The following is a 22,343-nucleotide window of genomic DNA, read 5'->3' as shown; positions in this document are numbered from 1 at the left end:
TATTTGGAAATTTATTTATTAGATGATGAAGAAATGGCATTAAATATATTAGAAATAAAATTAAATAGTCTTTTCCATCATAAAAATGAAGAAATTTTCATTCATAAATTTGTAAACCCCTTACATTTGTTGGAAAGTATGAGGAACGGAGCAAAAGTTGATTTGCTTTTCTTGGATATAGAGATGCCTGAAATGAATGGGATAGAAGTTGCAGAGGAAATTAGTTCCTGGAACCAAGATATTCCTATTGTCTTTTTGACTGCATATAGTGAATATGCGGTCAAAGCTTTTGAATTGTATGTAATGGATTATCTTCTAAAGCCAGTAAGAGTGGAGAGACTACAAAAAACGATAGAAAGATTGGAAGAAAAGAGACAAGAGGTTGCCATGCAGGGAGAATCACCTAGTAACCAAATACATGTCCATTTCTTAAATAATTTTGAAGTTTATGTTGGTAAGGATGAAGCACCTCTTAATTGGAAGACATATAAGGTGAAAGAGCTTTGTGCTTATTTTTTTCATCATAAAGATGCGGTGCTTGATAAAGATAAGATTATTGATAGTTTATGGCCAGATACTCATTATGAGAAAGCCAAAGTGAATTTTTATACCTGTATTTCCTATTTAAGAAAAATGTTTCGAGAAATAGGGTATGAAGAATTAATTCATAAAAATGGAAATGGCTATGTAATGAATTTAAGCTTTCAATCAGATGTGCAAGAACTAGAGTTATTAACTAAGAATGCAAGTATAAAAAAATTCAACCAACAAGATTACGAAAGTGTACTAGATTTATATACAGGAGATTATTTAGAAGGTAACGATTATCAATGGTGTCGATCTAAGCAAGAAGATTTCCAAGAGAAATACTTATTATTCATTGAAAGGTTAGCAAAGGAACTAATGGAGTCACATGTAGATTTAGCTATTCTTTATTTAAAAAAGGCCATCTCTTTAAATCCTTATGCGGAAAAATATTATCAAATGTTAATAAGAATTCATACAAATCATATGCATAAAACGGAAGGTCTTAATGTTTTTAAGCAATTAAAAGAAATGCTAGAAGAAGAATTTGGGGTTACGCCGTCCAGAGAATCAGTAGAGTTATACGAAATACTAAAAGAATTGTAAAGGCTAAAAAAAGAAGCCTTTACAATTCTTTAATAGAGCTATTAATGGAATAGTCCTCTAAATCAATAGTGATGTTATTTCCTGTCATCCAATTGGCTAATTGTTTGCCTATAAAAGGACCCATTGTTAATCCAGATGCCCCTAATCCATTTGCAATAGACAAGCCTTCATACTGATTGACTTTACCGAAAATAGGTAGGAAATCTGCTGTGAATGGTCTATATCCTATTCTCATTTCTTCTAGCTTACTATTCATTAGTTCAGGTGCATAAAAGAATGCTTTATCCATAATTTCTTTCATACCAGCGAGCGTAATATCAGGATTTAAGTCTGATATATTTTCATGTGTTGCCCCAATTACAATTCGATTATTTAATGTTAACAAATATTGATCATGTGGAGGCATCACAACTGGCCATTCATTACAATTACTCTTAGGAATACTTATGTGCATAATCTGTCCCTTTTGTGCATTTACGTCGAAGTTTAATTGAAGAGGCTCTAATAGTTCGTTTGCCCATACACCTGCAGTAATTATAACCTCGTCCGCATAAATAGAAGTTTGATTCTGTAATTGTACTCCTGTAATTCTGCCTTTATCCCAAAGAATCCTTGCATTAGATTGATAATAACGAGCCCCTAATACTATGCTAGCTTCTAGTAATGCATTACGCATTGCAAAGCCATCTACTCTAGCGGCGCCACTAATATGTAAGGCATGAAAATCATTTGTTAAGATAGGAAATAATTCTCTTGCTTCATTAGAGGTTAAGATAGAGATATCTCCAATTTCAGGAGCATCTAGCTTTCTTTTTAACGTTCTTTCTCTCATTTGCTCCAGTTTATTTTCATCAGAATGAAGACATAGTGCACCTACCTTTTTATATCCTATATCTAAATCATGATAACCTGATAGTTGTTCTACTAAATCAGGGTAGTATTTTGCACCTTCTTTAGCTAGCACATACCATCGTTTGTTTCTACGTTGCGAATTCCAAGGACAAATAATTCCAGCAGCAGCTTTTGTGGCTTGTCCAATGTCTTCGCGGTCAATGACAACAACCTCTACACCTTTTTTTGATAGTTCATAAGCGGTTGATGCTCCTAAAATTCCTCCACCAATAATAATAACTTTTTTCAAAATAAATCATCCTTTATTAAAATAGAAACTCATTGTAATAACATAGCCTACTTTAAAGGAAATAAAAAGGTTTATCAATAAAGTGACAAATCTAGTAAATTATTATTTCAGTATGGTAAACTGTCTGTTGAGTAAGAATATTTTTTCTTCTTTATACTTCATCTTTTATAGGAGTCATTCTAATTTCTATCCTTTTGTTTTCTCCGTCCATTCTCCTCCAACTTGTTGAAGTCAAGTGTCTTTTGATATATTTCGCTCTAATTGTAAGAAAAAGACAATTATGCAGAGTAAAGTATGTAAAAGCGGAACTATTAAGGAAATGCAAGGGATAATAATATGAAAAAATGGTGAACTTATTCAAAAAAACCCAAATTGAAATATAACTGTAATATTTCTATTACTTAAATGACAAATTATGATGTTATACTTCTATTTGTGGCGAAAGATGTTTCAAAGAATGTTTTTTCGTCGAAAACAGGTTTTTATTTGAAAAAAGAATGAGAGAGTACTATATTAAAAGAATCTCTCTACATTGAATACATCCATAAATGATACATAGATAGATAAAAATAAAAACGACATTAGATACGTGCAGGGGGAAATGAAATGTTAAAGAAGAAACTAGTAGTACTAAACACAACTCTATTGCTTGGACTAGGTAGCAGCTTAACGATCCCAGCAATTCATGCTAATGCAACACAGCAATCAAGTATTTCTCAACAAAAATCAGATTTGCAAAGCCAGATTACTGACGCGCAAGTAAAGATTGCAGAAGCGCAGAAAAAAGTAGAGAAATTAGATGCTCAAATTAAAAGAGTAAACAAAGCTATTGAAGAAAACCAAATTTTAATAGATGAAACTCAAGTGAAAATGAAAGAAACAGAAGAAGAAATTGCTTCTCTTCAAAAAGCTATTACAGAGTTAGAAGATAGAATTGAAAAACGAAATAATATATTAAAAGAGAGAGCGCGCACTTTCCAAGAAAATGGTGGAAGTGTTGATTATATTGAAGTATTATTTGGTGCGGAGAGTTTCAAAGATTTCGTTGATCGTGTTGGTGCAGTAGCTACAATCATGGAAGCTGATCAAGATTTAATCGCAAGCAACGAAAAAGATAAAAAAGAAGTAGAAGCTAAAAAAGCAGATGTTGAAACAAACTATACTAAGTTAAAAGATATGAAACTAGATCTTGAAGAAATGCAAAAACAAAATGTTGGTCAACAAGAAAGCAATGAACAAGCGAAGAAAGATTTAGAGAATGAAGAAGCATCTTTCAAAGCTGAAAAAGCTGAATTAGAGCAAAAGTATGGTGCATTAAATACACAAGAAGCAAGTGTACAGCAAATAGTTCAACAAAGAGAAACAGATAGTTTAAACAATTTAGTAGCAACATCTGTTGGTAGCAGCAGTGAATCAAAAGCTACTGGAGGAAAAGCAACAGCTATCTCAGCAGGTTATAAATATATTGGGAATTCAACTTATAAATTTGGTGGTGGAAGAACTGCTTCTGACGTGGCAAATGGATTATTTGACTGTTCAGGATTTGTAAGTTGGGCATATTCACAAGCAGGTTATAGTATTCCTGCTAGCACAGATGGTTTAAAAAATACAGGTTCCCAAGTTTCTATTAATAATATTCAACCAGGTGACTTAGTATTCTTCAATACGTATAAAACTGATGGACATGTTGGTATTTATATCGGAAATGGTAAATTCATCGGATCTCAAAGTTCTACAGGAGTAGCTATTGCTTCTATGGACAGTGGCTATTGGAAATCTACATTTAATGGAAGAGTTGTTAGACTATAATTCTTTCAATATAATGCTGAACTTAGGCATTATCTAGTTTAACTACTAGGTAATGCTTTTGTTTGTATATTGTATATATACCCAGTGTTATCAGTGTTTAATCACTAAAATAATGTTTTTACATTAATTTAAGTGATATAAGTGTAATCGTGTATAGGCAAAAAAGTTCTTGACCTCCTAGTAAATCTCATATAAAATCATTAGGCAGAATCATATCATTTAATCTTAATTTCTTTATATTAAATCGGAATGAATACGAAATAGGTATATTCTTTGTGAAAAGATATGCAACACAGTTTTCGATAGGATGAAGTTATGGGAATAGTTACTATTTGTATATAATGATTTAGAACGGAAAAATCATAATAAAAGCTTGAACATATAGAATTTTAAATTGTATTAAAAAATTGGGGGACAAAGGAAGGGGAGAAAGAAATGAAACTAGCAACGGTTAGAGAGTTAACCTTTGGATACGAACATACACCATCCTTAGATGGCGTATCATTTGATTTAGAGTATGGGGAATTTGTTGGAATTACTGGACCTAATGGTGCAAGTAAATCAACCTTGCTAAAATTATTACTTGGCTTATTGAAGCCGTGGTCTGGTGAGGTTTCTATTAATAAAGTTAATTTGAATGGAAAGAAATTAACAGTTGGTTATGTACCACAACAAGTTGCTTCCTTTAATGTAGGATTTCCTAGTACTGTTATGGAATTAGTAAGGTCGGGCCGTTTTCAACAGAAAAAATGGTTCCAAAAAATGAAACAAACAGACCATGACGCAATTAAAAAAGCTTTAGATATGGTAGGTATGTGGGAGTATCGTTTTAAAAAGGTCGGTGAACTATCAGGAGGACAAAAGCAAAAAATTGTGATTGCACGAATTTTGGCATCTGAACCTGATTTATTAGTATTAGATGAACCTACAACAGGAATGGACGCAAACAGTAGAAAAGGATTTTATGAATTTATGAAGCATCAGGTAATCCAACATAATCGAACAGTTATTATGGTTACACATGATCAAGATGAAGTAGAAGACTATTTAGATAAAATTATACACATCGAGAAAGGAGAAAAGGGCGGATGGAAATGTTTAACCTTGAATTCATGCAAAGAGCATTTTGGGCAGGTGGGCTTATTGCAATAATTGCTCCTGTGATAGGTATATATTTAGTGCTAAGAAGACAAGCATTAATGGCAGATACCTTATCACATATTTCTTTGGCAGGAGTAGCTATTGGATATTTTTTTCAAACAAATATTACCTTATCCAGCCTTCTTGTTGTAATTGCAGGAGCATTGGGTATTGAGTATATGCGAAGAGCTTATCATACTTATTCAGAAGTATCGATTGCAATATTAATGGCAGCAGGTTTGTCTTTTGCTTTATTTTTAATGAGTATATCAAGTGGTGGAATGACTACTAGTATGGATCAATATTTATTCGGAAGTATTATTACTATTAGTGCACAACAAGTAAATGTATTAGCAATTGTATCAGCCATTATTATTATTTTCTTTATTATTTTTAATAGACAAATGTATTTAATGACTTTTGATGAAGATACAGCAACAACAAGTGGCATAAATACAAATTTATTATCGGTTACTTTTAGTATTATAACTGGAATAGCTATATCTGTTATTATTCCTACAATTGGTGTGTTATTAGTGTCAGCATTATTAGTTCTTCCTGCTGCATTTTCAATTAAATTGGTGAAAGGATTCAAATGGGTGTTTGTGGTTGCTATCATTGTTGCAGCCTTTAGCATCTTTACAGGATTATTTTCTTCCTATCATCTTGGTACACCACCTGGAGCAACCATTACATTATTGCTTGTAATGATTCTATTAGTTGGTTTTCTTATCCAAAAGCTTTATATGAGCTATCGACGATCTAGTTCGCAAAAAAAATATCAAAAGAATAATGCATAAAAAAGAGTATGTACCCAGTTTATAGGGTACATACTCTTTTTTATAGTAATGCACTGGAAATGGCTTGCTTCGAACACTTATCATATCGGTAAGAGAGGAAATCTCTTACTATAGACAAAAATACGATAACTAATACTCTATTTCAAAGAGAGCATTAATATCCCTTTTGATAATCCACTACATTTTTAACTAAAGGTTCCTTGTTTAAATAGCTAGCTAAATTAGGTAAAAATATATCTTCTATGACTCTACTATCATAGTGTTCTGTGGATCCTGAAGTATGTGGAGTAACGATAACATTTTCTAAATCCCATAGCTTGTTAGTTTGTGGAAGTGGTTCTTTTTCAAATACATCAAGCCCTGCACCAAGAATTTCGCCAGTTTCTAATGCATCAATTAAATCATCTTCTTTTACAAGTCCACCACGACCAATATTAATAAAAAAGCTTGAATTTTTCATTTGTTTAAATTGTTTTGCTTGAAACATATGATAAGTAGCATCGGTTAATGGAAGGGTTACTACTACATAATCACATTCAGGGAGTATTTCATCTAGCTGCTCGGAGGTATACATGGAATCAACATAGTGTTCAGGTTTTCCAGAATTACGAACACCTATAACATGCATGCCAAAAGCTTTAGCTATTTTAGCTGTTTCTTTTCCAATAGCGCCAACACCAATAATACCAATGGTTTTATTATGTATCTCAAGAGTTAAGTCTCTATTATCCCATTCTTTTTTTGTTTGGTTACGTACATATCCATGAATATTTCTTGTTAATCCAAGCATAAGTGCAAAAATAGTTTCTGAAATAGGATTGCTGTGAACACCGTTTGCACTAGTGATGGTTACATTTTGTTCTGATAATTGCTCTAATGGTAGAGTATTGACACCAGCACTCCAGGTTTGAATCCATTGTAAATTCTTGTTTTTAGAAACACTTTCTCTATCGAATTTCCCTCGCCAGCCAAGAATAATTTCTGCGTCTACAAGGTGATTTGTCCACTCTTCTTTTGTTGTGGCAGCAATAATATCCCAATCTAATAATGACGTCTTTAATTTTTCTAGTAGAGTATGATCAATAGAATGAGTAAGTAGTAATTTTCTGCTCATATAATATAACACTCCTTTTTTATTATAGATAATGACTTTGTTCACTACAGAACATATAGAATTATATGATCAAACAAAATCAATCATTATTAGTATTGTATATGAATTGAAGAGAGAATTGTTAATATTAAAATAATTTCTATTGTAAAAACCACATTAACAATCTTTATGTCAATGTGGTTATTAAGTATTAGATGATTTTTTTACGTAAGTATCCTGAAATAGCATCAATAATGGTAACCATAACAATTATACCTAATAGGATAATACCAACACGATCCCAATCCCTAGAGCTTAATGCGAAAATTAGAGGAGTACCAATACCACCTGCTCCAATAACACCTAAGATTGCAGCGGAACGAATGTTGATCTCAAAGCGATATAATGTATAAGATAAGAAACCAGGCATAACTTGAGGTAGAACAGCAAACCACAATACTTGTAGTCTACTTGCACCAGTAGCAGTTAGTGCTTCGGTTGGTCCCATGTCAAGATTCTCCACTTCCTCAGAGAATAGCTTTCCTAGCATACCAATAGAGTGAAGACCTAATGCAAGTACCCCGGCGAAAGACCCTGGTCCAACTGCTTTAATAAATAAAATAGCCATAACAACTTCTGGGAATGTACGTATAAAGCTTAAAACAAACTTTCCTGAACCAGAAACGACCTTACCTTTTGACATGTTGTTAGCAGCCCAGAAAGCGAAAGGTACACATAGGATAGCGGAAATAAATGTACCTAAAATAGCAATAGCTAGTGTGTCAAGAAGTCCTCGTAATAAATCTTCTCCTTCAGGTAAATAAACATAATCCCAGTCTGGATGGAAAATCCCAGTGAATATAGCTTGTGAAATTTGCCCAGCTGTCTCTTTAATAGAGTTTATTGGCATACCGGAGAAAGCCCAAATATACAAGAGTGCAAGCAACACAAATATGACCGTTTTAAATAAGTATTTCTTTTTCGGTTTATTTACTTTAGTGTTTGTTTGGCTCATAGTAATTTCTCCCGTAATTTCGTACTAACATAGTCAATAAAAAGCACGACTATTAATGTAAGTATAATAATAGAGGATGCTCTGTCATATTGCAGGAAGTTAAGGGTACGGTCATAGTACTCACCAATCCCACCTGCTCCGACTAATCCCAAAATGGCTGCAGCACGAACGTTTACTTCAAAGGTGTATAAAACATACGAAGTAAAATGTGCAGTAACCTGTGGAATAACTCCAAAAAATATCCATTGAATTTTGTTAGCGCCGACAGCCGTCATTGCCTCAAGCGGACCAGGATCGATTGATTCAATAGCTTCATATAATAGCTTCGCAACTAATCCAATCGAAAAAATAGTTAATGCGATAATACCTGGCAGTGCACCAATACCAAAGATAGCAACAAAGATAGAAGCTAGTAATAAATCAGGTACGGTTCTAATTAAATTTAATATAAAGCGGAATGGATAAAATATATAGGAAACTCGAACAATATTACTTGCACAAACGATGGCAAGTGGTATGGCAATAATTGCTCCAAAAGTAGTACCGAGAATGGCCATTCTAATCGTTTCAAGCAAAGGTTCTACTATCCTTTCAAAGTAAGCCCAATCTGGTGGCCACATTTGAACAAGAACATCAAAAATATTAGGAAAACCAGCAATTAATTCACTAAACGTTGCATCCGCTTTATAAGCGCTCCACCATAATAGAGCAATAATGAGAATAACAGTAAACATGAACTTTGTTTTGGCTGGTGGCTTAGGTGAATTTAATGTTTTTACATTTGATTCCTTTCCACTCATACTGGCTCACCCAATAATTCATCTTTTTTAATTTCTCTACCATAGATTTGAGAGAAAACTTCGTCTGTTGCTTCATGAACAGGACCATCAAATACTACTTCTCCAGCACGTAAGCCAATGATTCTAGTAGCATATTGACGGGCAAGATCCACAAAGTGCAAGTTAACAATCGTTGTAATTCCATCTTCTTCATTAATTCGTTTTAGATCATCCATAACTTGTTTAGTTGTCAGTGGATCAAGAGATGCTACTGGTTCATCAGCTAATATTATTTGTGCTTCCTGAGCCAATGCACGTGCAATAGAGACACGCTGCTGTTGACCACCTGAAAGCTCATCTGCTCTTGAGTATGCTTTCTCTAAGATGTTCACTCGTTCTAATGCACGAAGAGATAGAGTTACATCTTCTTTCGGAAATAGACCAAGGATAGTTTTCATTGTACTGTGATAACCAACTCGACCTGACAAAACATTTTTTAATACAGATGAGCGTTTTACTAGATTAAAACTTTGGAAAATCATGCCTATATCACGACGGATTTTTCTTAAACCAGCGCCTTTAGCAGCTGTGATTGATTTGCCATCTATTAAGATTTCACCCTCACTAATTTCATGAAGTCGATTAATGGAGCGAAGAAAAGTAGATTTTCCAGCACCTGATAGTCCTACAATTACGACAAATTCTCCTTCATTAATCGTAATGTTGATGTCATTTAATCCTTTTGTGCCGTTCGGATAAACTTTCGTTACATTCTTAAACTGTATCAATTGCCTACCAACTTTCTCATATTTTTAGAAAAAGGAAACTGACCTTTTAAGCTTCTTTTCTCTATTAAATGTCGGATACTTGTCCAGTTTCTAACAGATATCCGGCATTTAATAGAAAAAAGTCCAACCATTTAGAATTTCTAAATGGTTGGCTGGAATAGATGTAATCTGAATTACAAAAATCAATTAAACATTGCTTGACTTATGTACTAAAAAGTAAAAAGTCTTACTATTCCGTTACTTCTTCATTATATTTACGAACGATATCAAACTTGCTATCTTCTGATTCTACATATCCTTCATGAGAGTATACATCAGAGATAATTTGGTGCCCTTCTTTACTCTTACCAATTGCAATAAATGCATCTTGAAGTTTCTTTTTCCACTCATCAGTCATATCAGAACGAACTGAGATTGTATCGTTTGGAATTGCTTCTGTGAATTCGATAATTTTAGTATCTTCAAAAACAGTAGGGTAGTCGCCTTTAACGATATTGCGTGCATCTTGGAATGTTACAGCAGCATCTGCATCTCCATTTAATAAAGCAATTACAGCTTGGTCATGACCTTTTACAGTTACTGTTTCTACATCGCCAGGTACTTTAAGTCCATTGTCTTGTAATTTTCCTACTGGCCATACATAACCTGCAGAAGAAGTTACATCTTGTACAGCAATCGTTTTACCTTTTAAATCTTTTACAGATTCAATGCCTGAATCAGCTTTTACAATAAATTGACTTTTATAAAAATCTACTAATTCATCTGTTGGAGTACCGTCATCATTAACTCCAAAACGTTGTGCTTGAAGAATTACTTCTGCAGAACCTTTATCTTTTGCTAAAACATAAGCAGTAGGAGGTAAGAAACCTACGTCTACTTTCTTAGAATCCATTGCTTCAATGATAGTGTTATAGTTTGTAGATACACTAACTGTAACTGGAATTCCAAGCTCATCAGATAATAGACCTTCTAATGGTTTTGCTTTTGCTTCTAATGTGTCCGCATTTTGTGACGGTACGAATTGAACTGTTAATTCAGTTGGCTCATATCCAGTTGAAGTTGAACCACTTGTTTCACTAGATGACCCTTCATCAGATGATCCACATGCTGCTAGGACACCTGCTAGAGTAAGAGAAAGACCTAGTGTTGCTAATTTTTTAAACATTTTTAAACCCCCAAATGATGTTATATGTTATTACGTGTAAAAATATAACATACCAATGTCGTAAAAGAAGGAATGTTTGTGTAAAAAAATGTTTAATGTTTTGTAAAGATTGTAATTTTAATAGTATGATAGAGTGGTTTACTTTGATATTTGGCAAAAAACCTTTATTTATAGTAGTTAAATAAAAGGTAACTTGCTATAATGATGCTAATATTGGATGAATATTACTTTTACATTCAATAATAATGTTTTTTAGATATAACATATTACATAAGTCCTATTTCTTAAATACATAGTTTGGGAGTTGAAAACTTGAAAACAGAAGTAACGCTATTATTAACAAGTGACATTCATGGAACCGTTTTTCCACTAAGTTATGGAAATAATAGTTCTCAGTCTGTAGGGCTTGGCAGAATTTCTTCCATTATAGCGAGAGAAAGAGCGGAAAATCCTCATACCATTTTGATAGATAACGGAGATTTAATACAAGGAACTCCATTAACCTATCATTATGTAAACTTTTTAGCTCATAAAGAAAATCCAATGATTAGAATACTGAATAAACTTGAGTATGATGCTGCGGTAATAGGAAATCATGAATTTAATTATGGATTGGAAGTCTTAAAGAATGCAGTTAAGGAGTCAAAATTTCCATGGTTATGTGCAAATATTGTGGAGGAAGATTCTGAAAAACCATTTTTAGGTAAGCCTTATATCATAAAAAAAGTAGGATCTATTTCTATTGCTATATTAGGCCTAACCACTCACTATATACCTAATTGGGAAAATCCAAAGAATATAACGGGACTTTCTTTTAAAGATGCATATGAAGAAGCGAAAAGTTGGATTGATTATATTCAAAAAGTGGAGAAGCCGAAATGTATAGTTCTTGCCTACCATGGTGGGTTTGAACGTGATATTCATACAGGAGAGCCAACAGAATCTTTAACTGGAGAAAACCAAGGTTATCTGATATGTGAGGATATTAGTGAATTAGATGTCTTATTAACAGGACATCAGCATCGTGAATTAACAGGAAATGTTCATGGAACAGAAATTGTTCAAGCGAGTAATAATGGGCAATATGTAGGGAAAGTGACCATTGTATTCCATAAGGATGGAAGCATTGAGAAAAAAGAGTCGCAATTACTCTCTGCTGCTGATGTAGAAGCAGATGAAGAAATACTACAACTAGTTAAAGAGTATGAAGAAAGTACACAAAAGTGGTTAGATACACCAATAGGTTTTATTGATGGTGATATGTTAGTAAGTGATCCAATGAAAATCCGCTTGGCAGACAGCCCTCTTATAGAATTTATCAATAAAGTACAAATGGAAAATGCAAATGTCAAGATTGCATGTACAGCATTATTCAATAATGAATCACCAGGATTTAAAAGTAATGTAACGATGAGAGACATTGTCTCAAACTATATCTATCCAAATACTTTTAAAGTGCTTAAGTTAAGTGGGAAAGATATTCGAGATGCTTTAGAGCAAAGTGCGAAATATTTCTCAGTAGAAAATGGACAGCCAATTGTTAATCCTTCCTTTTTATATCCAAAACCACAGCATTACAACTATGATATGTGGGAAGGGATAGAATATACACTTGATATTTCAAGACCTATAGGAGAAAGGGTCGTGCAATTAGAATTTGAAGGTAACCCTTTGAATGATGAGGCTTTCTATGAAGTGGTTATGAACAACTACCGAGCTGGTGGTGGGGGAGATTATTTTATGTTTCAGAATAAACCAGTGATTAGGGAAATACAATTTGATGCTTCAGAGTTAATAGCAAACTATATATTAGAAAGAAAAACAGTAACAGCTACTTGTAATCATAATTGGAAAGTAGTTTGGTGATAAATTCATTAACTTGATTATAGATACACTCTTTTCTGTTTTATTAACTGGAACTAAGAAAAGGATATCATGTAATCAGGTTTTTTTTGTGATTTTTTGCAAGAATTACCATAATTATAGAGGATGAACTACTTACAATGCATGGAAACAAACAGGAAGGTAGATAAAACAAGTTTAACTTATTGACAAACTCTCTTACTTATTAGTAAATTATTCTTAATATTTAGTATTTTGTAAAAAAACAACCAAAATGTAGGAGATGGGGAATATGAGTAGAAAGCCAATTATCGGAATAACCGGGGCATATGTTAATCATAATATATTTATGGAAGGAACCTATGTGCACCATGATTATCAAAAAGCAGTCGCAGCGAATGGTGGGGTACCTATTATACTCCCGTTTGTTCAGGAAGAACTTACTGCGTTTATGGTTGATCAATGTGATGCCTTACTTTTAAGTGGTGGAGAAGATGTCGATCCACAGGAATATGGCATGGATCCACATCAAAAATTAGGAAATACAATCCTACTACGTGATAAAGTGGAGAAAGAGCTTTTAGCTAAAGCAATGAAAAAAAACATTCCTATATTGGCTATATGCAGAGGTGTTCAACTTGTGAATGTAGCGTTTGGTGGTACATTAATTCAGGACATCCCTAGTCAGGTCAAAGATTCTATAAAGCATACTCAATCTGTCAACAGAAGTTTGGACACACATTGGATTACCATAGAAAAAGATAGTAAGCTTGCAAACATTATTGGAGAGGAAAAAACTAGAGTTAATAGCTTACATCATCAGGCAATTGATGTTATAGCAGATGATTTGGAAGTAGTGGCTAGAAGTAGTGATTATATAATTGAAGCCGTAGAACATAAAAAATACCCAAATTTCTTCTTGGGATTACAATGGCATCCTGAATCTATGGCTGCCACTAATGAGAAAATGAATAGAATATTCTCGGAATTTATAAAGAGTGCAATATAGACTAAAAATACATAGAGTTTAAAAAAAGTACATGACTGAATAATTGTGAGAATATAGTGTAATTTAATAAGAGGCAAAAAAAGATGAAAAAAAGTTAGTATTAGATACTAAAATCAGCTAAAATAAGAAGGTAACAAATTATTTTATTTGGAGGTATTTGAAAATGAGCGAAAAAACTTTCACTGTAATCGATGAGACTGGTATTCATGCAAGACCTGCAACTTTACTAGTAAGTGCAGCTAGCAAATTTAAATCTGATATGCAAATTGCTTTCCAAGGCAAATCAGTTAACTTAAAATCTATCATGGGTGTAATGTCTCTTGGTGTACCTAAAGGTGGAGAAATTACTATCACAGCTACTGGTGAAGATGAAGTAGAAGCTGTTGATGGATTAGAAGCAGTTCTTAAAAAAGAAGGATTAGTAGGCTAATACTTAGTAATTCCTGACCCTCTAGAAAGAGGGTCGCCTTTAAAATAAAATATTAAGCGTTTTCAATTGTGGAAACTTGCTAATAAAAGAGAGTAGATTAAGTAATTTCTTAATGAATATCTCCTATTAGCAAGTTTTTTTGCTGTGAAAAAATCTGTTATTGTAAAAATATTCGAATTTTTTGTAAAATGTTAAAAGGAGGGGATATTAATGGTCGTTAAATTGGAACAAGTAGGATGGAAGAGAAATGGAAAATGGATTCTTCAAAATATTAATTGGGAAATAAAAAAAGGAGAGAACTGGGTCCTTTATGGTCTAAATGGTGCAGGTAAGACTGCATTGTTAAATATGATTTGTGCTTATTATCACCCAACGGTTGGGAATATGGAAGTTCTAGGTAGGAGATTTGGGAAAGCAGAACTAGGAGGCTCATTAAGAAGAAATATTGGACTTGTTTCTAATCGTTTACAACAGAGTTTTTACGAATCGGATAGTGCCTTTGAAATTGTCTTAAGTGGGGAATATGCCTCCATTGGACTTTATGAAACTCCTACTGCTGAAGTTAAAAATAAAGCAATTGATTTACTAGAAAGAATGGGAAGTATTCAGTATGCGGACCGTTCTTATAGAAGCCTCTCTCAAGGGGAGCGTCAAAGGGTTCTTATTGCGAGGGCACTTATGTTAAACCCTGAGCTGTTGATTTTAGATGAGCCTGCAACCGGGTTAGATTTTCTAGCAAGAGAGCAATTATTGGAGCTAATTGGCAAGTTATCGAATGATGGAGAATTAAGTATCATTTATGTGACTCATCATGTAGAAGAAATCTTGCCTGAATTTAATCATACTTTTCTGTTGAAAGATGGAGAGAAATTCTTATCAGGTTGTACGCAAGAAATATTATCTAGTCAGCATTTATCGGATTTCTTTTCTATTCCAGTAGAATTAATGTGGAAACATAAAAGGCCATTTCTTGTCAAAAACTAATTTGTAATGGGAAAAGATAGTCTTGTTTGAAGAATATAGGAAGCCATAATCTGTTCTTCAAACAACCTCTTCTTTATTCATTCTCCCATTCTTCATAAACAACAACTCCACCAGTTAAGTCAATCGTATTTCGTTCGCCTTTATATAATAACTTCCCATCCTCTTCCACGAGTAAGTTATCATATGTATATACCTTTTTCCCATTTGGTAAGGTAATAATTACTTGATCCCCAAGTTCTTGCTTAGAAGAAGCAGTCTCTTTGGCAAAATATTTTTCTGTAAAAATATATCCTCCAAAAAGTAAAAATAATAAGATGGTTAATCCTATTCCAATAAGGAGTTTTCGGGATACCTTTGTATTTTTTTCTTCCAATTTATCAGTACGGTTCATGGGATTCTTCACATCCTCTATAATGAAGAGTTATTGGAGCTCTATATGTGTATATAAAATTCCCTACCTTTTAACATATGAAACTAAAAAAGAAAGATGACTTAAAAATAGAAAAACTTGGAATTTATTAATCGTTCATTATTTGGGAAAGTAAATTGTAAATAAAGTGAAAAAATTGAAACTTTTCCTTCTTTATACCGTATAAAAAAGTACAAGAAAATATGGAGGGAGTGTTAATAAGAAAGTGTGCTTCTTTTAATAAAATAGAAAGTGAATGATTGTTATGGAATTATTTGGTACACCTCTTTCTTCTATATATTTAACCATATTGATCGGGTCAGGATGTTGTATTTTACTAACCATATTTTTATCTGACATTTTTAGTGTAGACATTGGCATATTAAATCCCACACTAATTCTGGCTTTCTTTTCTATCCTCTCTGCAGGAGGATATATTATGGAGAAATATACAAGTATCCATAGCTGGTTGATATTGCTAATTTCCACTGCAATTGCTGTTATTATTTCGATTATTCTACATTTCTTTGTATTTGTTCCATTAGCAAATGCAGAAGAATCCTTAGTGTATACGGAAGAATCATTAAAAGGAAGAATAGCAAGAGTAATTGTTTCCATTCCGAAAGATGGTTATGGAGAAATTCTAATAGAAAGCTACAGTGGCAATATTTCTAAGACTGCTACTAGCTTTTATAATGAAGAAATTCCATATGGAACTGAGACGGTAATTATAGAAATAAGAAGTAATGTCGCATATGTAGTACCAAAAGAAGAGGCTTACTGAAATAAAATTTGAGGAGGAACTGGAATGGGTTTAGCATTAGAAATATGGATTATTATTGGAGTAGTAGCAGTTTTACTTATCGCACTTGTAAGTATATTTATAGCAAAATATAAAACAGCTGGTCCAGATGAAGCATTAATTGTAACAGGGAGTTATCTTGGTACCAAAAATGTTCATGTAGATGAATCTGGCAATAGAATAAAAATAATACGTGGTGGAGGAACGTTTATCTTACCAGTATTTCAACAATCAGAGCCACTGAGTTTACTATCTAGTAAATTAGATGTATCTACACCAGAAGTATATACAGAACAAGGTGTTCCTGTTATGGCAGATGGTACTGCTATTATAAAGGTTGGTGGATCTATAAGTGAGATTGCAACTGCAGCGGAGCAATTCCTTGGAAAAAGCAAGCAGGATAGAGAAAACGAAGCAAGAGAAGTGTTAGAAGGACATTTACGTTCTATTCTTGGAAGTATGACAGTGGAAGAAATTTATAAAAACAGAGATAAGTTCTCTCAAGAAGTCCAAAGAGTAGCATCTCAAGACTTGGCTAAGATGGGACTTATGATTGTTTCCTTTACTATTAAAGATGTACGCGATAAAAATGGATACTTAGATTCACTTGGTAAACCTAGAATTGCTCAAGTAAAACGAGATGCCGATATTGCAACAGCTGAAGCAGATAAGGAAACAAGAATTAAGAAAGCGGAAGCAGATAAAGATGCGAAAAAAGCGGAATTAGAAAGAGCAACGGAAATAGCAGAAGCAGAAAAAGAAAACCAAATGAAAATAGCAGACTACAGACGTGATCAAGATATTGCAAAGGCACGTGCTGACCAAGCCTATGATTTAGAGAGTGCACGCTCTAAACAAGAGGTAACAGAACATGAAATGCAAATTAAAATCATTGAAAGACAAAAGCAAATTGAATTAGAAGAAAAAGAAATATTAAGAAGAGAAAAACAATATGACTCTGAAGTGAAAAAGAAAGCAGATGCTGATCGTTATGCTATGGAGCAAGCAGCAGAAGCAAATAAACGAAGAGAAATAGCGGAAGCGGACGCTAACCAATATCGTATTGAATCACAAGCTAAAGCAGAAGCAGAAAAGGTTCGTGTAGACGGATTAGCAAAAGCAGAAGCAGAAAAAGCAAAAGGGGAAACAGAAGCGGAAATTATCCGATTAAAAGGTCTAGCTGAAGCAGAAGCAAAACGTAAAATTGCCGAAGCTTATGCACAATATGGTCAGGCGGCTATATTGGATATGGTACTTGATATGTTACCAGAATACGCTAAACAAGTGGCAAGTCCGTTATCTAATATTGATAAGATTACAGTGGTAGATACGGGTAGTGATGGAAGTAATGGAGGAGCTAATAAAGTAACAAGCTATGCTACAAACTTAATGTCTACGATGCAGGAATCTTTAAAAGCTTCTGCAGGAATTGATATAAAGGAAATGTTAGAGAATCTTTCAGGTAAAGGGAATATTAGACAAAGCTTAGATGAGTTGAATGAAAGCTTGATAGATAGTAAGAAAGCGGAATAAACAGAAGGGGGGCAGATAATATATCTGCCCCCTTTACTGTCTTTAACTATTATTCTTTTAAATCTTCAATGGAATCAATATCCATGTAGCTTGGTACTACAAGTCCTAGTTTTGTTCCTTCTAGGTTTGCTCCTAGGTCTTCAAATTGACCTTCGTATTTTTTAGCATAGTCTTCATGTGTAATTGGTAACCAACCAGCAAGTGATGCATCTAAGCTGCCATCAGCTACTCCAGTCCACATTGGACCAGCTTCGATTTGACTTAATGTTACTTTATAACCTAGATCTTCTAACACTTTTCCAATAACATTTGTACTAGCAATTTCACTATCCCAAGCAACATAACCAAGGGTAATTTTGTCACCGTCTACTTTTTCTACCCCATTTGTCCATTCTGTCACTTTGTCTGCGTTATCTTCAACCCAGCTTGCTGCTGCTTTAGTTGGATCTTCACCTTCATAGATATCCATCATAACTACGCCCATATCGTCTGAAGTCCAATAGAAGTTATCTAATACAGTGTAAGCTTCAGGCATATCATCTTTAAGCCCGTTTCTTGTAATAGTATGAATATTTTCATCCTCACCAAATGAACCCTTTGGATCTTCTAGATATTTTAAATCATATGCTGCGAACATCCAGTGAGGAGTCCAGCCTGTAACAATAATTGGTTCTTCTTTATCATAAGCTTTTTTTAGTGAAGCAGTCATTGCTGCACTTGAGCCTTCAACAAGTGTCCAATCCTCAAGTTCATAATCACTAATAGCTTTATTAGATGCTTTCATTAGTCCAGCACCAGGATCAATTCCAATAATCTCATAATCTACTTGTTCTCCTACAGTAGCATTTGCATCACTTGCACTATCAGATCCACAAGCAGCTAAGCCTAAACTAAGTGTAACAGCTCCTAATAAAGTCATCATTTTTTTCATATTAATTTGCCCCCTTTTTTTTTGTACCCATATTTTGGGTAATTCTATCTAATATAATGGCAAGTACTACTATTGCAATACCTGCTTCAAAACCACGACCTATTTGAATTTGTGTAACGGCACGATAAACATCTGCACCAAGACCAGGAGCACCAACCATTGCTGCAATAACTACCATTGATAAAGCAAGCATGATACTTTGGTTAATACCTGCTAAGATAGTTGGCATAGCTAATGGAAGTTGAACTTTTAATAGTCTTTGAGCAGTTGTACTACCGAAACTTTCTGTAGCCTCTGTAATATCGGCTGGTACTTGTTTAATACCAAGAATAGTTAAACGAATTGTTGGAGGCATTGCGAAAATAACGGATGCAACAACACCTGGTACTACTCCAATACTAAAGAAGAAGATGGCAGGAATTAAGTAAACAAATGCTGGCATTGTTTGCATGAAATCTAAAATTGGTACAACAATATTTCGAACTGTATTACTTTGGGATGACCATATACCAAGTGGAATACCGATAATAATGGAAATAAATACAGAAGAGAGTACAAGTGCTAATGTATCAATCATTGGTTCCCAATAACCTAAGTTGTCTACAAGTAATAAACCAATTAGAGTAAAAAGTGCAACCTTTTTATTTGCTAATCTCCAAGCTAATAGTGCTAATAAAATCATTAGTAAGATAGGAGGGATAAATCCGAAGAAACCTACTAATATATCAACTACGAATTCTAAGGCAATCGTTATGCCATCAAACAAACCTTCAAAAGTAGTAGTTAACCAATCTACTAAAGAGTCAATCCAATCTGCTACTGGTAATTTTGGTAATAAGTTATTCATGCTTCCACTACCTCCACTTTTTCTGTTTCTTCAAAGGAGGGATTATTAATATTATCATTATTTCCAGCTAGTGCCCCGATAACTGCACCTCTTACAAGAAGACCTTTAAGACGATTTTGTTCATCTGTTACAGCAACAGGAATGGTAGCAATAGATACTTTATCGAATAAATCAACTAATAAGGTATCTCCACTTACACAAACTACTTCCTTTTGAAGAATTGCTTCTATATTTTGGTTGTTTTCACTAGCAATCTTAGCATCATCTGCAGTAATAGCACCAAGTAATTCTCTACGCTTATTTACAACATATATACTAGAGATTCCTAATTTTTTCATCATCTCTAACGCTACACGAGGGCCTTTGTCAATATTCACTGCTTCTGCACGTTTCATAATATGGTTAGCAGTTAATACTTTAGATAAGTCAACATCTTCTACAAAGCGTTCTACATAATCATTAGAAGGATTCATTAGTATTTCTTCTGGGGTTCCAACCTGTACGATAGAACCATCTTTCATTAATGCGATTCGGTCCCCAATTCGTAATGCTTCATCTAAGTCATGTGTGATAAAGATGATTGTTTTTTCCATATTTGATTGTAAATCTAAGAGCTCATCTTGCATATCTTTGCGTATTAATGGATCAAGTGCACTAAATGCTTCATCCATTAGAAGGATATCTGGATCATTTGCTAATGCACGTGCAAGGCCGACCCTTTGTTGCATCCCGCCACTCAGTTGATCAGGATATTGATTTTCATAACCATTTAAACCAACTAATTGTAAAGATTCTAAAGCCTTTTGTTTTCGAGTTTCTTTGTCTACACCTTGGATTTCAAGACCAAATTCAGCATTTTCCAAAATGGTTCTGTGTGGAAGTAAAGCGAACTTCTGAAATACCATACTGATTTTTTCTCTACGTACTTTTCGTAATTCTTCTTTTGACATGCTAACAATTTCTTGACCGTCAATGAATATTTTTCCGATGGTTGGATCAATGAGGCGGTTAAACATTCGAACTAGAGTTGATTTACCACTACCTGAAAGCCCCATGATAACGAATATTTCTCCAGGGTTAACTTCAAAACTAGCTTTGTTGACACCAACCGTTGAACCTGTTTTCTTCAGGATTTCTTGCTTTGATTCACCATTATTTAATAATTGAATGGCTTTTTTTGAGTTTTTGCCGAAAATTTTTGTTACATTCTCGACTTTTAATTTTGCCTTACTTTCCATTATTTCACCTCTTTAATTCTAACTGCTCGTAATTTTAAGCACTCATACATTATACATTGTTTTGGTTTGATAGTTCAAACTGTGTATTCTGTTAAAAACAATCATTCTGTACGTACAGAAAAAACTGTACGATATTAACATGGGTATTTCGCCTAAATACTTTAAAATACTACTGATTTCATATAAGAATGATTCTTTACAAATTTTCCAATCATGATAATCTATATAGAGATGTTTTTTATATTAATATGAAGATCTTCATATTAACAACGCTTTTATAATGAATTAATTGTAAAAGTCTACATGCAAGTTTTATGAAAAAGAACGAAGACAAGTAAATGAATATATGGATGTGATTAATATATGAAGGATAAGGATCAGCTAGACATTGCTCGAGAAAGAGTTATAGATGCAGTAGCTCAGAATATTGAACTATATGGAGTATCAGATTCAATAGGTAGATTATATGGTATGCTTTTATTTCAAGAAAATCCAATGACTTTAGATGAAATGAAAGAAGAGCTAGGAATGAGTAAAACTAGTATGAGCACTTCTGTAAGAACATTACTTGAGTTGAAAATGGTCGATAAGGTTTGGAAAAAAGGAGTACGAAAAGATTTATATCGTGCAGAAGAAGATTGGTATCAAACGTTTATTGATTTCTTTACTATTAAATGGAGATCTGCTATTTCTGAGAATGTTACGGCAATGGAAAAGTCCATGAATGAGCTAAAAATGCTTATAGATAATGAAGATACAACCGAAGAAGTAAAAATAATGGCAAAAGCTGATCAAGAAAGATTGGCTAGTGCTATTGAATATTACGATTGGTTAGATCGATTTGTAGACAGTCTAGAGTCACATGAAATTTTTAATTTGGTTCCAAAGAACATAGAAAACAAAAAATGAAATGAATGCTTCCTTAAAGTAACTACTAATACAGATTAACAGCCTGTATTAGTAGTTTCTGTAGGAAGCATTTTTTATGTAGTAAAAAAACCAAAAAAAATTGCGTTTGGCTATCGCACATTTTTGTATTCCTGAATAGGATATAAGGAATTAAGAAAAGGAGGGAATTATTCATGGGTGAAGTTGGTTACGGCGGAGGTTTCGCTCTTTTAGTAGTATTGTTTATTCTTTTAGTTATCATTGGTGCTTCTTGGGGTTACGGCGGATTTTAATAATCCGTTTTATGGGATAGAAAGATAGAAGGAGGAAAAAATATGTACGGATATGGTTATGGCTATCCTAGCTATGGTTACGGCTATGGTGGTACAGGAGCTGGTTACGGCGGAGGTTTCGCTTTAATAGTAGTATTATTTATCTTATTAATTATTGTAGGTGCAGCTTGCTTTAAATGGTAAGTAGTAAGGAAGACTGATTCCTAAATGGAGTCAGTCTTCTTTTTTTCTTGTTACAAATTTAGTGAAACAAATAGTAATTAAATGAATTTGTTT

General features: G+C 33.6%; 23 protein-coding genes. 13 read left to right on the top strand and 10 right to left on the bottom strand.

The genetic code is table 11. The annotated features are described in order from the left end of the window. Window positions 1–3: 3 nt before the first annotated feature. Window positions 4–1,131, top strand: coding sequence for a response regulator (locus tag F9279_RS11215; RefSeq protein ID WP_152113004.1), 1,128 nt, complete (start codon window positions 4–6; stop codon window positions 1,129–1,131). Window positions 1,132–1,150: 19 nt separating this feature from the next. Here F9279_RS11215 and F9279_RS11210 read toward each other — a convergent pair whose 3' ends face one another. Next, on the bottom strand, window positions 1,151–2,272 hold the full coding sequence (locus F9279_RS11210) for an NAD(P)/FAD-dependent oxidoreductase (protein ID WP_152113002.1): 1,122 nt from the start codon (window positions 2,270–2,272) through the stop codon (window positions 1,151–1,153). A gap of 606 nt (window positions 2,273–2,878) precedes the next feature. On the opposite strand from F9279_RS11210, the gene F9279_RS11205 reads away from it, so the two are divergent. From F9279_RS11205 to F9279_RS11195, 3 genes are all read left to right on the top strand, one after another. Further along, entirely contained in the window at window positions 2,879–4,081 is a 1,203-nt protein-coding gene (locus F9279_RS11205) for a coiled-coil domain-containing protein (protein ID WP_152113000.1), read from the top strand. A 435-nt stretch (window positions 4,082–4,516) separates the two neighbouring features. Then, window positions 4,517–5,233: a metal ABC transporter ATP-binding protein gene (locus tag F9279_RS11200; protein ID WP_152112998.1), complete on the top strand. Its 717-nt coding sequence runs from the start codon at window positions 4,517–4,519 to the stop codon at window positions 5,231–5,233. Continuing rightward, on the top strand, window positions 5,170–6,021 hold the full coding sequence (locus tag F9279_RS11195) for a metal ABC transporter permease (RefSeq protein WP_152112996.1): 852 nt from the start codon (window positions 5,170–5,172) through the stop codon (window positions 6,019–6,021). Before F9279_RS11200 ends, F9279_RS11195 begins: the two co-directional genes overlap by 64 nt. Window positions 6,022–6,175: 154 nt before the next feature. On the opposite strand, the gene F9279_RS11190 is transcribed toward F9279_RS11195, so the two are convergent. The 5 genes from F9279_RS11190 to F9279_RS11170 all read right to left on the bottom strand — a co-directional run bounded on the left by F9279_RS11190 (window position 6,176) and on the right by F9279_RS11170 (window position 10,861). Continuing rightward, the gene (locus tag F9279_RS11190) at window positions 6,176–7,135 is read right to left on the bottom strand and encodes a D-2-hydroxyacid dehydrogenase (protein ID WP_152112994.1); all 960 of its coding nucleotides are present in this window, start codon (window positions 7,133–7,135) and stop codon (window positions 6,176–6,178) included. 190 nt (window positions 7,136–7,325) lie between these two features. Next, window positions 7,326–8,129, bottom strand: a complete 804-nt coding sequence (gene phnE, locus F9279_RS11185; RefSeq protein ID WP_152112992.1) for a phosphonate ABC transporter, permease protein PhnE — start codon at window positions 8,127–8,129, stop codon at window positions 7,326–7,328. Continuing rightward, entirely contained in the window at window positions 8,126–8,929 is an 804-nt protein-coding gene (phnE, locus tag F9279_RS11180; RefSeq protein ID WP_152112990.1) for a phosphonate ABC transporter, permease protein PhnE, read from the bottom strand. The genes phnE (F9279_RS11185) and phnE (F9279_RS11180) overlap by 4 nt, the downstream gene beginning before the upstream one ends. Then, window positions 8,926–9,696: a phosphonate ABC transporter ATP-binding protein gene (phnC, locus tag F9279_RS11175; protein ID WP_152112988.1), complete on the bottom strand. Its 771-nt coding sequence runs from the start codon at window positions 9,694–9,696 to the stop codon at window positions 8,926–8,928. Before phnC ends, phnE (F9279_RS11180) begins: the two co-directional genes overlap by 4 nt. Before the next feature lie 229 nt (window positions 9,697–9,925). Then, window positions 9,926–10,861, bottom strand: a complete 936-nt coding sequence (locus tag F9279_RS11170) for a phosphate/phosphite/phosphonate ABC transporter substrate-binding protein (RefSeq protein ID WP_152112986.1) — start codon at window positions 10,859–10,861, stop codon at window positions 9,926–9,928. Between the two features lie 312 nt (window positions 10,862–11,173). On the opposite strand from F9279_RS11170, the gene F9279_RS11165 reads away from it, so the two are divergent. The 4 genes from F9279_RS11165 (at window position 11,174) to F9279_RS11150 (ending at window position 15,126) form a co-directional block, all read left to right on the top strand. Next, on the top strand, window positions 11,174–12,727 hold the full coding sequence (locus F9279_RS11165) for a bifunctional metallophosphatase/5'-nucleotidase (protein WP_152112984.1): 1,554 nt from the start codon (window positions 11,174–11,176) through the stop codon (window positions 12,725–12,727). 268 nt (window positions 12,728–12,995) lie between these two features. Further along, complete coding sequence (locus F9279_RS11160) at window positions 12,996–13,712, top strand: gamma-glutamyl-gamma-aminobutyrate hydrolase family protein (RefSeq protein WP_152112982.1); 717 nt, start codon at window positions 12,996–12,998, stop codon at window positions 13,710–13,712. Between the two features lie 163 nt (window positions 13,713–13,875). After that, window positions 13,876–14,142 (top strand): phosphocarrier protein HPr, encoded by a 267-nt coding sequence (locus F9279_RS11155; RefSeq protein ID WP_152112980.1) that lies wholly within the window; start codon window positions 13,876–13,878, stop codon window positions 14,140–14,142. A gap of 210 nt (window positions 14,143–14,352) precedes the next feature. Next, window positions 14,353–15,126 (top strand): ABC transporter ATP-binding protein, encoded by a 774-nt coding sequence (locus F9279_RS11150; protein WP_152112978.1) that lies wholly within the window; start codon window positions 14,353–14,355, stop codon window positions 15,124–15,126. A gap of 73 nt (window positions 15,127–15,199) precedes the next feature. Here the strand turns inward: F9279_RS11150 and F9279_RS11145 are convergent, their stop codons facing one another. Then, window positions 15,200–15,517, bottom strand: a complete 318-nt coding sequence (locus F9279_RS11145) for a hypothetical protein (protein ID WP_152112976.1) — start codon at window positions 15,515–15,517, stop codon at window positions 15,200–15,202. 457 nt (window positions 15,518–15,974) lie between these two features. Between F9279_RS11145 and F9279_RS11140 the strand changes: the two genes are divergently transcribed. Together F9279_RS11140 and F9279_RS11135 are read left to right on the top strand one after the other, a co-directional pair. Further along, window positions 15,975–16,319 (top strand): hypothetical protein, encoded by a 345-nt coding sequence (locus tag F9279_RS11140; protein WP_226793438.1) that lies wholly within the window; start codon window positions 15,975–15,977, stop codon window positions 16,317–16,319. A gap of 24 nt (window positions 16,320–16,343) precedes the next feature. Then, entirely contained in the window at window positions 16,344–17,870 is a 1,527-nt protein-coding gene (locus tag F9279_RS11135; RefSeq protein WP_152112972.1) for a flotillin family protein, read from the top strand. 49 nt (window positions 17,871–17,919) lie between these two features. On the opposite strand, the gene F9279_RS11130 is transcribed toward F9279_RS11135, so the two are convergent. The 3 genes from F9279_RS11130 to F9279_RS11120 are packed head-to-tail and all read right to left on the bottom strand — an operon-like array spanning window position 17,920 to window position 20,886. After that, window positions 17,920–18,801 (bottom strand): glycine betaine ABC transporter substrate-binding protein, encoded by an 882-nt coding sequence (locus tag F9279_RS11130; protein ID WP_152112970.1) that lies wholly within the window; start codon window positions 18,799–18,801, stop codon window positions 17,920–17,922. Window position 18,802: 1 nt separating this feature from the next. After that, a complete protein-coding gene (locus F9279_RS11125; RefSeq protein ID WP_152112968.1) occupies window positions 18,803–19,648 on the bottom strand; it encodes an ABC transporter permease in 846 nt (281 codons plus the stop codon). Further along, complete coding sequence (locus F9279_RS11120) at window positions 19,645–20,886, bottom strand: quaternary amine ABC transporter ATP-binding protein (protein WP_152112966.1); 1,242 nt, start codon at window positions 20,884–20,886, stop codon at window positions 19,645–19,647. Before F9279_RS11120 ends, F9279_RS11125 begins: the two co-directional genes overlap by 4 nt. 363 nt (window positions 20,887–21,249) lie before the next feature. On the opposite strand from F9279_RS11120, the gene F9279_RS11115 reads away from it, so the two are divergent. From F9279_RS11115 to F9279_RS11105, 3 genes are all read left to right on the top strand, one after another. Further along, complete coding sequence (locus F9279_RS11115) at window positions 21,250–21,795, top strand: GbsR/MarR family transcriptional regulator (RefSeq protein WP_152112964.1); 546 nt, start codon at window positions 21,250–21,252, stop codon at window positions 21,793–21,795. Between the two features lie 173 nt (window positions 21,796–21,968). Further along, complete coding sequence (locus F9279_RS11110; RefSeq protein ID WP_101177663.1) at window positions 21,969–22,067, top strand: YjcZ family sporulation protein; 99 nt, start codon at window positions 21,969–21,971, stop codon at window positions 22,065–22,067. Between the two features lie 42 nt (window positions 22,068–22,109). Further along, on the top strand, window positions 22,110–22,250 hold the full coding sequence (locus F9279_RS11105; protein WP_152112961.1) for a YjcZ family sporulation protein: 141 nt from the start codon (window positions 22,110–22,112) through the stop codon (window positions 22,248–22,250). Window positions 22,251–22,343: the final 93 nt, after the last annotated feature.

It is taken from the genome of Bacillus sp. B1-b2 (genome assembly GCF_009183415.1).
Classification (GTDB): Bacteria; Bacillota; Bacilli; order Bacillales; family Cytobacillaceae; genus Niallia.
The sequence above is the reverse complement of the archived record's forward strand: the minus strand, read 5'-3'. Positions and strand labels throughout refer to the sequence as shown.